This is a genomic window from Micromonospora sp. NPDC006431 (assembly GCF_042870725.1).
GTDB lineage: Bacteria > Actinomycetota > Actinomycetes > Mycobacteriales > Micromonosporaceae > Micromonospora.
Window position 1 is genome coordinate 83,244 of sequence record NZ_JBIAHQ010000021.1, and the last position, 13,831, is coordinate 97,074.

At 74.6% G+C, this 13,831-nt stretch carries 15 protein-coding genes; 13 read left to right on the forward strand and 2 right to left on the reverse strand.

From position 1 onward, the window contains the following. Positions 1-37: 37 nt before the first annotated feature. Positions 38-1,051: a glucosyl-3-phosphoglycerate synthase gene (locus ACFYM6_RS28350; RefSeq protein WP_387280460.1), complete on the reverse strand. Its 1,014-nt coding sequence runs from the start codon at positions 1,049-1,051 to the stop codon at positions 38-40. Between the two features lie 190 nt (positions 1,052-1,241). On the opposite strand from ACFYM6_RS28350, the gene ACFYM6_RS28355 reads away from it, so the two are divergent. The 6 genes from ACFYM6_RS28355 to ACFYM6_RS28380 all read left to right on the forward strand — a co-directional run bounded on the left by ACFYM6_RS28355 (position 1,242) and on the right by ACFYM6_RS28380 (position 8,136). Continuing rightward, the gene (locus tag ACFYM6_RS28355) at positions 1,242-2,282 is read left to right on the forward strand and encodes a Gfo/Idh/MocA family protein (protein WP_387280378.1); all 1,041 of its coding nucleotides are present in this window, start codon (positions 1,242-1,244) and stop codon (positions 2,280-2,282) included. Further along, positions 2,275-3,363: a zinc-binding alcohol dehydrogenase gene (locus ACFYM6_RS28360; RefSeq protein WP_387280380.1), complete on the forward strand. Its 1,089-nt coding sequence runs from the start codon at positions 2,275-2,277 to the stop codon at positions 3,361-3,363. The genes ACFYM6_RS28355 and ACFYM6_RS28360 overlap by 8 nt, the downstream gene beginning before the upstream one ends. Positions 3,364-3,515: 152 nt before the next feature. After that, positions 3,516-5,810 (forward strand): accessory Sec system translocase SecA2, encoded by a 2,295-nt coding sequence (gene secA2, locus ACFYM6_RS28365; protein ID WP_387280382.1) that lies wholly within the window; start codon positions 3,516-3,518, stop codon positions 5,808-5,810. A gap of 181 nt (positions 5,811-5,991) precedes the next feature. Then, positions 5,992-6,732 (forward strand): GAF and ANTAR domain-containing protein, encoded by a 741-nt coding sequence (locus tag ACFYM6_RS28370; protein ID WP_387280384.1) that lies wholly within the window; start codon positions 5,992-5,994, stop codon positions 6,730-6,732. Between the two features lie 78 nt (positions 6,733-6,810). Further along, entirely contained in the window at positions 6,811-7,335 is a 525-nt protein-coding gene (locus ACFYM6_RS28375; protein WP_387280386.1) for a DUF2231 domain-containing protein, read from the forward strand. 42 nt (positions 7,336-7,377) lie between these two features. After that, positions 7,378-8,136 (forward strand): class I SAM-dependent methyltransferase, encoded by a 759-nt coding sequence (locus ACFYM6_RS28380; protein ID WP_387280388.1) that lies wholly within the window; start codon positions 7,378-7,380, stop codon positions 8,134-8,136. 124 nt (positions 8,137-8,260) lie between these two features. On the opposite strand, the gene ACFYM6_RS28385 is transcribed toward ACFYM6_RS28380, so the two are convergent. Then, positions 8,261-9,208 (reverse strand): DUF3500 domain-containing protein, encoded by a 948-nt coding sequence (locus ACFYM6_RS28385; RefSeq protein ID WP_387280390.1) that lies wholly within the window; start codon positions 9,206-9,208, stop codon positions 8,261-8,263. Between the two features lie 167 nt (positions 9,209-9,375). Between ACFYM6_RS28385 and ACFYM6_RS28390 the strand changes: the two genes are divergently transcribed. From ACFYM6_RS28390 to ACFYM6_RS28420, 7 genes are all read left to right on the forward strand, one after another. Continuing rightward, positions 9,376-9,753: a signal peptidase I gene (locus ACFYM6_RS28390; protein WP_387280392.1), complete on the forward strand. Its 378-nt coding sequence runs from the start codon at positions 9,376-9,378 to the stop codon at positions 9,751-9,753. 116 nt (positions 9,754-9,869) lie between these two features. Beyond that, positions 9,870-10,322, forward strand: coding sequence for a cysteine dioxygenase (locus tag ACFYM6_RS28395; RefSeq protein ID WP_387280394.1), 453 nt, complete (start codon positions 9,870-9,872; stop codon positions 10,320-10,322). Positions 10,323-10,378: 56 nt separating this feature from the next. Beyond that, entirely contained in the window at positions 10,379-10,870 is a 492-nt protein-coding gene (locus ACFYM6_RS28400; RefSeq protein WP_387280396.1) for a rhodanese-like domain-containing protein, read from the forward strand. A 51-nt stretch (positions 10,871-10,921) separates the two neighbouring features. Beyond that, positions 10,922-11,512, forward strand: coding sequence for a winged helix-turn-helix domain-containing protein (locus ACFYM6_RS28405; protein ID WP_387280398.1), 591 nt, complete (start codon positions 10,922-10,924; stop codon positions 11,510-11,512). Positions 11,513-11,822: 310 nt separating this feature from the next. Then, complete coding sequence (locus ACFYM6_RS28410; protein ID WP_387280400.1) at positions 11,823-12,431, forward strand: winged helix-turn-helix domain-containing protein; 609 nt, start codon at positions 11,823-11,825, stop codon at positions 12,429-12,431. 111 nt (positions 12,432-12,542) lie between these two features. Beyond that, the gene (locus ACFYM6_RS28415) at positions 12,543-13,172 is read left to right on the forward strand and encodes a uridine kinase (RefSeq protein ID WP_387280402.1); all 630 of its coding nucleotides are present in this window, start codon (positions 12,543-12,545) and stop codon (positions 13,170-13,172) included. 257 nt (positions 13,173-13,429) lie between these two features. Next, the gene (locus ACFYM6_RS28420) at positions 13,430-13,828 is read left to right on the forward strand and encodes a TraR/DksA family transcriptional regulator (protein ID WP_387280404.1); all 399 of its coding nucleotides are present in this window, start codon (positions 13,430-13,432) and stop codon (positions 13,826-13,828) included. The last annotated feature ends 3 nt before the right edge of the window (positions 13,829-13,831 follow it).

Genomic DNA, 13,831 nt, shown 5'->3' on the forward strand with positions numbered 1-13,831 from the left:
GCGCGACCCGCCCGGCCGCCGAGCCGGACGCGCCCGCTCACGCCGCGACCCGTCGCCGGGGCACCCGGTGCCGCAACTGGGCCAGCGGTGGGCGCTCCTCGATCGAGATGTCGCTGACCACGATCTCCCGGTCCAGGTTGGGCAGCGCCTCCGAGCCGCCCCGCCGGAACTGGGTCAGCAGGGTGCTCGGTACGGCGTCCGGGCTCGCCCAGCCCCGCCGCTGCAACCGGGACCAGACGGTGAGCATGATCTGGGCGGACATCCGGCCCAGCGCGGCGACGTCCTGGTGGCGGTGCTTGCGCTGGCCGAGGTCCACCTGGGCCAGCGCGTCCAGCCCGACCAGCTCCAACAGGTCGATGAGCATGGCCGTCTCCACGCCGTACCCGGAGACGAACGGCACCTGCTCCAGCACCACTCGGCGGCCCGCGTACTCGCCCGCCAGCGGTTGCACGAACCCGGCCAACTCGGGCCAGAAGAGATTCAGCAGCGGACGGGCCGCCAACTCGGTGACCCGCCCGCCACCGTCCGGCTCCACGCCGCTGGCCCGTACCAGGGGCCGGTGGTAGAAGCCCTTGACGAAATCGACCGACGGGTCGGTCAGCAGCGGGCCGATCAGCCCGGTGACGAAGTGTGGCCGGAACTCGCGCAGATCGGCGTCGACGAACGCGACCACCTCCCCCTCGGCCGCCGCCAGCCCCGCCCAGAGCGCGTCGCCCTTGCCGGACAGCCGGGGCAGCCCGCGGGTCATCGCATCCTGGCTGACCACCTCGGCGCCGGCCGCCCGGGCCACCTGGGCAGTCCGGTCGGTCGACCGGGAATCCACCACGATCAGCTCGTCCACCAGCGGGATCTGGTCCATCAGGTGCTCGCGGATCGTCGACACGATGGCGCCGACCGTGGCCTCCTCGTTGCGCGCCGGCAGCACCACGCTCACCCGGCTGTCACCCTTCGCCCGCAGCAACCGCTGCGCCGGCCAGTCGTCCGCCGAGGTGGTGCGGTACGTGGCCCAGGCCTCCACCACAGGTGAAACGATTGCTTGTGTATCCCGCACTGGCACCCCCAGGTTGTGGCGGAAACGCGGGTTTGCTTTTCCCATTACGCACCCCGCGCTAACCGGATCATGCCGAACAGCGTGATCACCCCCACTCTCCGGCCGGTTCCTCGCCGGTGAACGTTTGGTTGCGCGCCGACCAGGGGAGAGCAGTCGGCAGCTTCGTGAGTCGCGGCGGGAGGGTCGACGGATGCGTACGTGCCGGGTGGGACTGGTCGGGGCCGGTGGGGTGGCGCAACGCCATGCCCGTGTGCTGACCGGCTTCGAGGACGTGGAACTGGTCGGGGTGACCGATGTTGCCCGGGACGCGGCGGAGGCCCTCGCCGGGACGTACGGCGGACGCCCCTTCGCCGGCGTGGCGGAACTGCTCGCCGCCGGCCCGGACGCCGTGTACGTCTGCGTACCGCCGTTCGCGCACGGGCCGGTGGAGGAGGCGGTCATCGACGCCGGCGTGCCGATGTTCGTGGAGAAGCCGGTGGCGGTGGACCTGGAGACCGCGGAACGGATCGCCGCGCTGGTCGAGCGGCGGGGACTGCTCACCGCGGTGGGCCACCACTGGCGCTACCTGCACGTCGTGGCGGAGGCCCGGCAGATGCTCGCCGACCGCCCGGCGCGGATGGTCAACGCGGCCTGGCTGGACAAGGTCCCGCCGGTGGCCTGGTGGGCCCGGTGCGACCGCTCCGGCGGCCCGGTGGTCGAGCAGGCCGCACACGTGCTCGACCTGGTCCGGGTGCTGGTCGGCGAGGCGTCGGAGGTGACCGCGTACGGCGACGGGACCCCGCCGCCGGTGGAGGGCGCCGACATCGACTCGGTCACCGCGGCGACCGTTCGCTTCACCTCGGGCGCGGTCGGCACCCTCGCCGCGGCCTGCGTGCTCGGCTGGAAGCACCGGGCCGGCGTGGAGATCCTCGCCGACGGGCTGGCGATGTCGCTGGCCGAGGACGGCCTGCTGATCTGCGACGGTGAGGGGGAGCGGCACCTGCCCGCCGACCCGGACGGCGCCCGGGTGGCCGTCGACCGGGCCTTCGTCGACGCGGTGCGGGGTATCGGCGACGATATCCGCGTCCCGTACGCCGAGGCGCTGCGCACCCAGCGGCTCGCCCTCGCGGTGGCGGAGTCGGCGCGGACCGGGCGCAGCGTGGCGCTGCCCACCGGGCCGGCCGCCCGGCTCACCGCCCCGGTCGCCGACGCGGTGCCGGCCGAACCGACCGGGGTGACCGTCGATGCGTGACCGGGTGGTCGTGGTCAACGGACCGGGCGCGGTGGAGCTGGTCGAGCAGGAGGCGGATGAGCTGCGCGAGGGCACCTTCCGGGTGGCGACGGTGTGCAGCGGGGTCTCCGCCGGCACCGAGCTGAGCTACGTCAAGGGCACCAACCCCTACCTCAACGTCACCTGGAACAGTGATCTCGGGCTGTTCCAGCCCGGCGCGGCGAGCACCCCGTACCCGGTGACCCGGCTCGGCTACATGCAGGTCGGCCGGGTGGTGGAGAGCCGCACCCCGGCCGTACCGGTGGGCACCGTGGGCGCGATGACCTACGGCCACCGCACCGGGTACGTCGCCGACCCACTCGCCGAACGCTTCGTCCCGCTCCCCGACGACCTCGACCCGCTGCTCGGCGTCTACGTCGCGCACATGGGCCCGATCTGCGCCAACGGGCTGCTGCACGCCGCCGCCGACCTGTGCGGCACCGACGTGCGCTCGCTCGGCGACGGCGTACGCGGCCGCCGGGTGGCGGTGGTCGGCAGCGGGGTGGTCGCCCTGCTCACCGCGCTGTTCGCCCGGCGGCACGGCGCCGCGTCCGTGGTGGTCCTCGACCCCACCCCGGCCAGGCGGGAGGTGGCCGAGGCGCTCGGCCTGGAGACGCTGGACCCGGCCGCGGACGACCCGGCGGTGGTGCTCAAGACCCGGTGGCACCACGCCGCCGGCGACCGGGGCGCCGACGTGGTGTTCCAGTGCCGGGGTCAGGCCTGGGCGCTGCACCTCGCGCTGCGCCTGCTGCGCCCCCAGGGCACCGTCATCGACCTCGCGTTCTACCAGTCCGGCGCGGACGAGGTCCGGCTCGGCGAGGAGTTCCACCACAACGGGCTGTCGCTGCGCTGCGCCCAGATCGGGCGGGTGCCCCGCGGGCTCGCCCCCACCTGGGACCGGGAACGGCTCTCCGCGGAGACCATCGAGCTGCTGCGCCAGTACGGCGACCTGATCCGCAAGCACGTCGTGACGGCGGTGGTGCCCCTCGACGAGGCGCCGGCGCTGCTGATCGACCTGGCCGAGCGCCGCCGGCAGGAACTCCAGGTGGTGTTCGCCGGCTGACCCGCGGGCCCGCGCGGTCGCCGGCGACCCTCCTGACGGCCATCGGCCGCAACCGCCCTGAGCTGCCGAAACGGTCAGGAAACCGGACACCGGACAGACCCGGCGCCGGTCGGGGGCCACAATCGGCTCCGGTTCGCGTACCGTTGCCGCTCATGGGTGTGTCGCAACGGTTGAAGACCAGGTTCCGGCGGTTCCTCCAGCGCCCGGGGACGACGGTCGACCTGGCCCCGCTGGAGAAGCTGCTGCCGGCCGTCGAGGCCCGCGAGGCGGAGCTGGAGAAGCTCTCCGACGCCGAGCTGACCGAGGCCGCCGGGCAGGCCGAGGGGTACGAGGAGATCTGCGCGATCGGCCGGGAGGCGGCCCGCCGCGGCCTCGACCAGCGGCCCTACGACGTCCAGCTGCTCGGCGCGATGGCCCTGCTCTCCGGCAAGGTGGCCGAGATGGCCACCGGTGAGGGCAAGACGCTCACCGCGACCATCGCCGCGTACGGCCACGTCCGGATGGGCAACGGCCCGGTCCACGTGCTCACCGTCAACGACTACCTGGCCCGCCGCGACGCCGAGTGGATGGCACCGGTCTACCGGCTGCTCGGGCTCACCGTCGGCTGGGTCAACGAGGCCTCCACCCCCGACGAGCGGCGCGCCGCGTACGCCTGCGACGTCACCTACGTCTCGGTCAGCGAGGCCGGCTTCGACTTCCTCCGCGACCAACTCGTCACCGACCTCGACGACCGGGTGCAGCCGGCGCTCAAGACCGCCATCGTCGACGAGGCCGACTCCATCCTCATCGACGAGGCCCGGGTGCCGATGGTGCTCGCCGGCGCGGTTGCCGGCGAGCAGGACCCGGTGCACGCGGCCGCCGGGCTGGTCCGCGGCCTGCGCAAGGGCAAGCACTACACGATCGCCGAGGACGGCCGCAGCGTCGCCTTCACCTCCGCCGGCCTGGCCACCGTCGAAGCCAAGCTCGGTGGCATCGACCTGTACGACGAGGAGCACGTCGGGCAGCTCTCCGCGGTCAACGTGGCGCTGCACGCGCACGCCCTGCTGCACCGCGACGTGGACTACATCGTCCGGGACGGCTCGGTCGAGCTGATCGACGAGATGCGCGGCCGGGTGGCCCAGCGCCGCCGCTGGCCGGACGGGCTGCAGGCCGCGGTCGAGGCGAAGGAGGGCCTGGACGCCACCGCCGAGGGCGAGGTGCTGGGCACCATCGCCGTGCAGGCGTTCATCGCGCTCTACCCGAAGATCTGCGGGATGACCGCGACCGCGGTGCTCGTCGGCGACCAGCTCCGCGAGTTCTTCGGCCTCGAGGTGGCGGTGATCCCGCCGAACACCCCGTGCATCCGGGAGGACGAGCAGGACCGGATCTACGCCACCCGGGCCGAGAAGGAGGAGGCGCTGATCGACGAGATCAAGCGCTGCCACGAGGCGGGCCGCCCGGTGCTGGTCGGCACCCTGGACGTCAAGGAGTCCGAGGGCCTGGCGGCCGGGCTGCACGCGGCCGGCGTGTCCTGCGTGGTCCTCAACGCCAAGAACGACGACGAGGAGGCGGCGATCATCGCCGAGGCCGGCGCGCACGGCGCGGTGACCGTCTCCACCCAGATGGCCGGCCGCGGCGTCGACATCCGCCTCGGCGGCAGCGACCAGGCCGACCGGGAGCGGGTGGCCGGCCTCGGCGGCCTCTACGTGATCGGCAGCGGCCGGCACGACAGCCGCCGGGTCGACGACCAGCTCCGCGGCCGGGCCGGCCGGCAGGGCGACCCGGGCGGGTCGGTCTTCTTCGTCAGCCTGGAGGACGACCTCGTCGTCCGGCACGCCGGCGACACCGTCCCGGCGTCGCCCCGGATGAACGCCGACGGCCTGGTCACCGACCCGCAGGTCGACTACGCGGTGGAGCACGCCCAGCGGGTCGCGGAGGGCGTCAACCACGAGATCCACCGCAACACCTGGCGCTACAGCGTGGTGATCGAGCAGCAGCGCAAGGCCCTCGCCGAGCGGCGGGAGCGGCTGCTGACCAGCGACATCGCCGCGCTTATGCTGCTGGAGCGGGTGCCGGAGAAGGCCGGCGAGATGGACGAGGACCTGCTCGCCGAGGTGGCCCGGAAGATCGCCCTCTACCACCTGGACCGGCTCTGGGCCGAGCACCTGGCCGAGCTCTCCGAGGTCCGCGAGGGTGTGCACCTGCGGGCGCTGGGCCGCCTCGACCCGCTGGACGAGTTCCACCGCAGCGCCGTCCCGGCGTTCAACGCGCTCGTCCCGGAGATCGAGGCGCGGACCATCGCCACCTTCGAGGAGACCGAGTTCGACGAGGGCTGGGAGCCGGACGCCGCGAAGCTGGTCCGGCCGAGCGCCACCTGGACGTACCTGGTGCACGACAACCCGTTCGGCTCCGAGCTGGACCGGCTGATCGCCTCGGTGGGACGGCGGCTGATCTCCGGATCCCGCTGACCATCGACATAGGGGTCTCTCCCGGCGCACGGCGCGCCGGAAGGGACCCCTTTGCGCGGTTTCGAACCTGGTTTGTCAGGGTAGTAGGCCGGGGCTTCGAGTCAGGGAGAGAGCGGATGGGACAGGCAATGGCGCCGAACGGGGACACCGCGTGGTCGGAGGCGGCGGGGGCCGTGGCCCGGTGAACCTCGACACGCGGGAACCCGTGACCGACCCACTCAACGTGCTGGAGACCGCCGCCCTGCTGCGCGAACTGACCGCCGGCCTGATCGCCGTCGCCGACTTCGACGAGGCGTTGGCCCGGCTGGTCCGCGTCGCCCGCGACGCCATACCCGGGGTGGACAGCTGCGGCTTCACCGCGCTACGCGCCGGCGAGCCGGCCGGGGTGGCCGCCTCCGACGCCGGCCGGGCCGAACTGGACGACCTGCGGCACAGCCCCGACACGCCGGCCCTGGCCGCCATCCGGCGGCGCGAAATGATCACCGCGGCGGACCTCGACCGGGAGTCGCGCTGGCCCGCCTGGACCGGGCGGGCCCGCGGGCTGGGCGTACGCGGGGTGATCTCCGCACCGGTCGACGTGGACGAGCAGGTGATCGGCGCGATCAACCTGTACGCCGAGCCAGCCGACGCGCTCACCCCCCGGCACCAGCTCACCGCGATGCTCCTGGCCGAGCACGCCGGCCTGCTCCTCGCCGCCGTGCGGGACCGGGAGCGGCAGGCCGCCCAGGCCGGCCAGCTCGACGCGGCGCTGTTGGAGGAGGGCGTGATCGGGCAGGCCGTTGGGGTGATCATGACGCAGCGCGGCTGCCCGGCGCCGGAGGCGCTGGCGGTGCTCCGCAGCGCCGCCGCCTCGTTGGACATCCCGCTGCGCGAGGTCGCCGAGCGGCTGGTGTCCACGGTGTCCCGGCCCAGGGAGAGCTGAGCGGGCGTTCGTTTCGCCCCGGTGGCGCGGGGGTAGCACCCTGGACAGCTGAGCTGCGCCGACCCGGGGGAGGGACCGATGGAGAGCCGACTGCGGGTGCAGGGGCACCCCATCCAACCGATGCTGGTGACGTTCCCGTTCGGACTCTTCGTCAGCGCCGCGGTCTTCGACCTGGCCGACGTCGCCGGCGGCCCGGCCTTCCTCGGCGAGGTCGGCTACTGGACCGCCGTGGCCGCCCTGGTCGCCGCCGCGCTCACCGCGGTCGCCGGGATGGTCGACCTGTGGGACGTGCGCGCCGACCGGACCCGGCGCACCGCCGTCACGGTCAGCCTGGTCAACGCCGCGATGGCGGCGCTGTTCCTGCTCACCTGCCTGATCCGGGCCCACGCGCCGCAGCGGGGCGCGACCGGCGGACAGTTGGCCACCGAGCTGCTGGCGCTGGCCGTCGGGTCGGTCGGGGTGTGGCTGGGCGCCGGGCTGATGCGCCAGTTCGACCGCGGCCGGGCCGGCGCGCAGGGCGGGCTCGACGCGCTCGCCGAGCTCCCGGCGTCCACCGTGGAGATCATCCGCCCGCCGGCCCGAGCGGCCGGTCCCGTCCGGTAAACCCGTTGCCGCGTCCGGCGCAGCTACGACAGGCTCGGCGGAATGAGCGCGGATGGTGACTTCGAGGAGCTGATCGCCGAGGGTGCGGCGGTGCCGGTCGAGGGCTGGGACTTCTCCTGGCTGGCCGGGCGGGCCAGCGAGGAACGCCCGCCGTGGGGGTACGCCCGCCTGGTCGGCGCGCGGATGGCCACCGTCGACGCCGCGCTGGACATCGACACCGGCGGCGGAGAGGTGCTGGCCGAGGTGCCCGCCCCGCCCCCGCTGCTGGTCGCCACCGAGGCGTGGCCGCCGAACGTCGCGGTCGCCCGCCGTACGCTGCGCCGGGTCGGCGCCACCGTCGTTCAGGTGGCGGAGCGGCCGCCGCTGCCGTTCCGGGCCGGCTCCTTCGACCTGGTGGTCAGCCGGCACCCGGTGGACACCTGGTGGAGCGAGATCGCCCGGGTGCTGCGCTCCGGCGGCAGTTACCTCTCCCAGCAGATCGGCGCCGGCACCCAGCGGGAACTGAGCGAGGCGATCCTCGGGCCGCTCCCGCCGCCGGCCACGCGCCACCCGGAGCAGGCGGTCGCCGCCGCCGAGGCCGCCGGGCTGACCGTGGTGGACCTGCGTACGGCCACCCTGCGGACGGTCTTCCACGACATCGCCGCGGTGGTGTATTTCCTGCGCAAGGTGATCTGGACGGTCCCCGGCTTCACGGTCGACCGCTACCGTCCGGAACTGCGCCGCCTGCACGACCAGATCCGCGCCGAGGGCCCCTTCGTCGCCCACGCCCAACGCTTCCTCATCGAGGCCCACCACCCCTGACCACCCCCCGCCCCCGGGGAGGCAGGCGTTGATCAAGGAGTTTGCGTCGGAGTCGATCTCCAACCAGACGCGAACTCCTTGATCAACGTGGCGGGACCCGGGGGGTGGGGTGGGGTGGGGTGGGTTAGTGGGCGGTGGCGTGGTGGGCGGCCAGGACGTCGGCGCCGAAGTCGCTGGCCGGGCGGCGCAGCACGGTGTGTGCGTGGTTGCCGTCGTCGGTGGTGTTGTCGTACTCGATCAGCAGGTCGTCGCCCTGGATCCGGTAGTAGTGCCGCTGCCCCGGCCGGGTGGGGCCGGCCCAGGCGAAATGCAGCTCCCGACCGTCGAGCCGACCGGCCTCGCGGGCCGCCAGCTCGGGCGGCAGCCGGTCCAGGTAGAGGGCGACGAGCTGGTCGAGCAGTGCCCGGCCGGTCGGGGTGAGCCGGTCCCGGGGCACGCCGAGCGGGTCGAGGCGGTCCGGCGCGGTGGGCCGGGTGGCGCTGATGATGTCGCCGGGCGCCTCGTCGGCGATGATCGCGGCGGCTCGGCCGGCCGGCCCGAGCGCGTCGAGCAGTTCGCAGGCCAGGTCCTCCTCGGGTCCGAGCGGGCGGGAGACCGGGCGGCCGGCGTGCCGGACAGTGGCCGGGTTCGCGCCGAGGAAGAGCGGGGCGGGGGAGACCTGGTCGTCGACCACGGTCATCGTCACCGACAGGTGGTGCCCCTCGAACCGCCACGCCCACCGGTCGTCGCGGGCCGGGTCGCCGAAGACGGCCACCCAGTAGTCGCCGCTGTGCCGGCCGCGCCGCCAGTTCTCCGCCCGGTCGAGCACCTCCTCCAAGGCGACGACCGCCATGGCCTGGGCGTACGCGGGCGGGCTGAGCGCGGTGGCGAGCAGCCGGTGGGCGGCCTTGCGGGCGGTGACGTCCACGTCGGCGAGGCTGACCCCGGGCCGGGGTCGGGGCCGGTACTCCAGCCAGCGCCGCGCGGCCTCGTCGGCGAAGTCGTGCCGGGCCCGCTGGCGGGCCGGCTCGTCGAGCGCCGCCAGCCACGCGCCGGCCGCCGCGCGCATCTGCTCGGGCAGGGGATCCTCCACCGCCCTTGTATACCTGCCCGACGGGCCGTCGCGCCGGAGGCCCGGCGGGTCAGCTCGGACGGGGTGGGGCTTGCGTCGCGGGCGGGTCGAGGAACCGGGCGGCCGGAGGTGCTGCCGGGCCCGGGCCGGCGCCTGGTAGCTTGCCGAGCCGGCACGGGAGGGCACGGATGGACGATCGGGTTTATGTCGGCAACGCGGCGGTGGACGGGGCGGCCGACGCGGGCTGGCTGCTCGGCCACTTCAAGCCGCTCGGGGAGGTGCGGCACAGCACCGAGGTCGAGGTGAAGTGGGGCGTGCACCCGGCCGGGGAGACGCGCTCGGCGTGGGCGACGGGAGAGCGGCGCACCGCCCTGCTGGTGCTGATCAGCGGGGCGTTCCGGATCGAGCTGCGGGACCGGACGGTGCTGCTGCGCGAGCCGGGAGACTACGTGGTCTGGGGCCGGGGCGTGGACCACTCCTGGTACGCCGAGCGGGAGTCGGTGGTGCTCACCGTGCGCTGGCCGTCGGTGCCCGGCTACCGGGTGGACCCGCCGGTCCGGCGCTGACCGCCCGGATCTGCGCGGGTCGTCCCAGCATCCGGTATTGTCTACTAAACCTATAGGGTTTACCTTCTATAGTGAGGTGGTCCGCGCCGCTCCGTAACCGTGAGGACGAACCGCCGATGACCCGCACCGGTCCGCCCGACCTGTTCGCCGTCGCCGCCCGTTGGACCGACCCGACGCGCTGGCCGGTGCCGCTGCGCTTCGACCCGGCCGAGCGGTGGTACGCGCGCCTGGCCGCCGAGGCCACGTACGAGGTGTGGGCGCTGAGCTGGCTGCCCGGGCAGGGCACCGACCTGCACGACCACGGCGGCTCCGAAGGCGCCTTCCTGGTGGTCGCCGGCACCCTCACCGAGGAGACCGTCAGCGGCGGCCGGCTCCGCCCGCACCGGCTCGCCGCCGGCGCGGGCCGGCGCTTCGGAGCCCGCCACGTGCACCTCGTCACCAACCGCGGGGACCGGCCGGCGGTCAGCGTGCACGTCTACCGGCCCGCGCTGCAACGGATGACCCGCTACCGCCTCGTCGCCGGCCAACTCCTGGTCGCCGAGGTGGCCGAGGCGGGGGTGGCCTGGTGACGTCGCCGCCCGCCGCACCCGTGCCCCCGACCCACGCCGCCCGGAAGGACCCGACGATGCCCCAGCACCCCACCCGTACCGAGAGCTGTCCGGTCCCGCCACCCGGCTCGCGGGGCATCGACGAGATCCTCGCCGCCGCCCGTCGCCGGCTGCACCGCCTCGATCCCGAGCAGGCCCACCTCGCCTACCGGACGGGGGCGCTGCTGGTCGACATCCGCCCGGCCGGCCAGCGGGCCGCGCACGGCACGGTGCCCGGCACCCTCGCCGTGGAGCGCAACGTGCTCGAGTGGCGCTTCGACCCGCGCTGCCCGGCCCGGCTGCCCGAGGCCGTCGACTACGACGTACCGGTGGTGATCCTGTGCCAGGAGGGCTACACGTCCTCGCTGGCCGCCGCCGCGCTCCAGGACCTCGGCCTGCACCGCGCCACCGACGTGGTCGGCGGGTTCGCCGCCTGGCGCATCGCCGGGCTGCCCACCCTCGGCCCCACCCCGCCGCTCCGACCCTCGTCCGCCGCGCCCCCGGTCACCACCGGCCGGGCGCCCCGCTGACCGCCACGCCGCACCCGGCGTGGCGGGCGCGACCGCCACTCAGGAGGCCCCATGTCCGTCGTCGCCATCTCCCCGCGCCCGCACCGGTCCGGCCGCCCCGACCGGGCCGCGCCGCCGCGGCCCCGCACGACGCCCACCCTGACCATCACCCTCGACCTGGGCGCCGCCGGGCTGACACCCGGCCTGGCCCGCCTGGTCGACCTGCTCGACGAACTCGCCGCGTCCGGCGCGGGAGTGGTCCCGACCGACGAGCACCAGGCCGTCCGCGCCGTGCTCGACCCGCGGCGCGACGCCGAGCCACCCGCTCCGGCCGCCCCGCCGCAGCCGGCGGAGAAGCCCCACCCGGTACGCATCCTGGCCGGCACCCGGGTGGTCCGCCGGGGCGGCGTGCAGATCCCGCTGACCCGGATCGAGTACGAGCTGCTGCTCTTCCTCGCCGAGCATCCCCGGCGGGTGTTCACCCGGCTCCAACTGCTCGCCAACGTGTGGGGGTACGAACACGCGGTGGCCCGTACCGTGGACGTCCACGTACGCCGGCTGCGGGCCAAGCTCGGCGTCGACACGCCGGTGGTGACCACCGTGTACGGCGTCGGCTACCGGCTCGCCGACGAGGCCCGGATCGTGGTGGACCGCGACCGCTGAGGGCGGGGCGGCGACGGCGCGGCGTACCGGGCAGCCCGGTGCGCCGCGCTCACATTTTCGGCGCTGCCGCCGACGGCGACCCACCCAAGGGAACCGGGCAACCGGGTGGGGACCCCCCGTAACGGGTCATCTCGTCGCTCTGCTGTAATCAACGGACTCGTACGCAGAGCGAGCATCCGGCTCCGATGTGTTCGTCAATTGTCACAGTCAAGCAACGTAGCCGCCCTTGACCCGCGCACAGGCGCCCGGAAGCATCGATGAAGCGGTGCCCCGGGCCGTGGGGAAGCACCCGGACCAGCCAAGGAGGACCATGTCGGTCAGCCCCGCCTCGCCGCGCGCCGGATGGCATACGTCCCAACCCGCGGTCCCCGGTCGTCCCCCCGGCGGCCAGCGTCGCCCCGCCAACACCACCACCCCGGTGCTCACGGTCACCCTCAACATCCCGCTGGCCGGCGAGGAGTCGCTGAGCCCGGCCGCCCGGCGGCTGCTGGAAGCCGCCCGCGAGCTGCTGGAACGCGGCGACGCCGTGATCACCAGCGGCGGCGGGCCGGCGGAACGCCGGGTCGACCCCGTGCCGGTCGGCCGGTCGCCGAGCCGCCCGCTCGCGCCGGCCATCCCGACCCTGCACATCCTGGCCGCGTCCCGGTCGGTGCTGCGCGACGGCGAGCCGCTGCCGCTTACCCGGCTGGAGTTCGACCTGCTGCTGCACCTCGTCGCCCACCCCCGCCGGGTGTTCACCCGGCTGCAACTGCTCAACGCGGTCTGGGGGTACGAGCACGCCGGCGTCCGCACCGTCGACGTGCACGTCCGCCGGCTGCGCGGCAAGGTCGGGGTGGACATCCCCCTGGTCACCACCGTCTACGGCGTCGGCTACCGGCTCGCCGACGACGCCCGGGTCACCATCGACCGCACCGGCTGACCCACCCGACCAACCCGCTGACGCGACCGGACGGGGCCCCGCACCGTTCGACCCGACGGGGACCGGGGGCTGACCGCCCGGTCGAATCCCGGCGGACGGCAGGATGGTCGGATGCGGATCCGCCCGATCACGCCAGAGCGTCTCGTCACCGAGCTGACCGACCGGCTCACCGGCGCCGCCGTAGCCGGCCGGCTGCGGGTGGCCGTCGACGGCCCGCCGGCCGCCGACCCGGACGCGCTCGCCGGAGCGCTGGTCGACCCGCTGCGCGCGGCCGGGCGGCCGGTACTGCACGTGCGCGCCGCGGACTTCCTCCGGCCCGCCTCGCTACGCCTGGAACACGGCCGAACCAACCCCGACGCGTACTACGAGGACTGGCTCGACGAGGCGGGGCTGCGCCGCGAGGTGCTCGGCCCGGCCGGTCCCGACGGCTCGGGCCAGGTGCTTCCGTCCCTCTGGGACGCCGCCACCGACCGGGCCAGCCGGGCCGCGTACGTCGAACTGCCGGCCGGCGCGGTGGTGCTGGTCAGCGGTTCGCTACTGCTCGGCGGCGGGCTGCCCTTCGACGTCACCGTGCACGTGGAGCTCTCGCCGGCCGCGCTGGACCGGCGGACCGATCCCGAGCTGCGCTGGACCCTGCCCGCCTTCGCCCGATACGCCGACGAGGTCACCCCGGCCTCCTTCGCCGACGTGGTGGTCCGCGCCGACGATCCGCGCCACCCGGCCCTGGTCGAGGCCGGCTGACCGGCGGTGCTGAGCCGGGCAGCCGGACCCCATGGGGACGGACCCGTCGGATCCGGGACGGCGGGGGACGGACCGGGCGGCGCAACAGCGCACGAATGCGATGGAAGACCGCGGAAATCCCCGGTTTGATCCTCGGAGGCGGCGGGTAATCGCCCGGCTCACAGAGCACGGGTGAGATCGCCCGTGCACCCCATCGATCCGTCCGGGGCGCTCGCCGCCCCGGACCGGTATGAGGCCCCGAGGAAAGGCAGGCAGCCATGCTCGTCCACGACACGACAGCCACGGGCCGTTCGCAGGCGGAGGTCGACCAGATCCGGCAGTCCCTGCAGTCGCGGTACGACGAGCTGACTGCGGAGTACGAGCAGGCCGTGGTGCAGAGCCAGGTGCTGCGTCTGGTCGAGGTCGGCGACACGGCCGGCGACGACCAGGCCGACAGCGGCACCAAGACCGCCGAGCGGGACACCGCACAGTCCCTGCTGCGCAGCATCCTGGACCGGCGCGCCCAGTTCGAGCACGCCCTCAGCCGGCTCGAGGAGGGCACCTACGGCTTCTGCGAGGGCTGCTCGGCCCCGATCCCGGTGGAGCGGCTGGAGATCTTCCCGTCCGCCACCTCCTGCGTGTCCTGCAAGCAGACCCGGGAGCGGCGGGCGGCCTGAGCG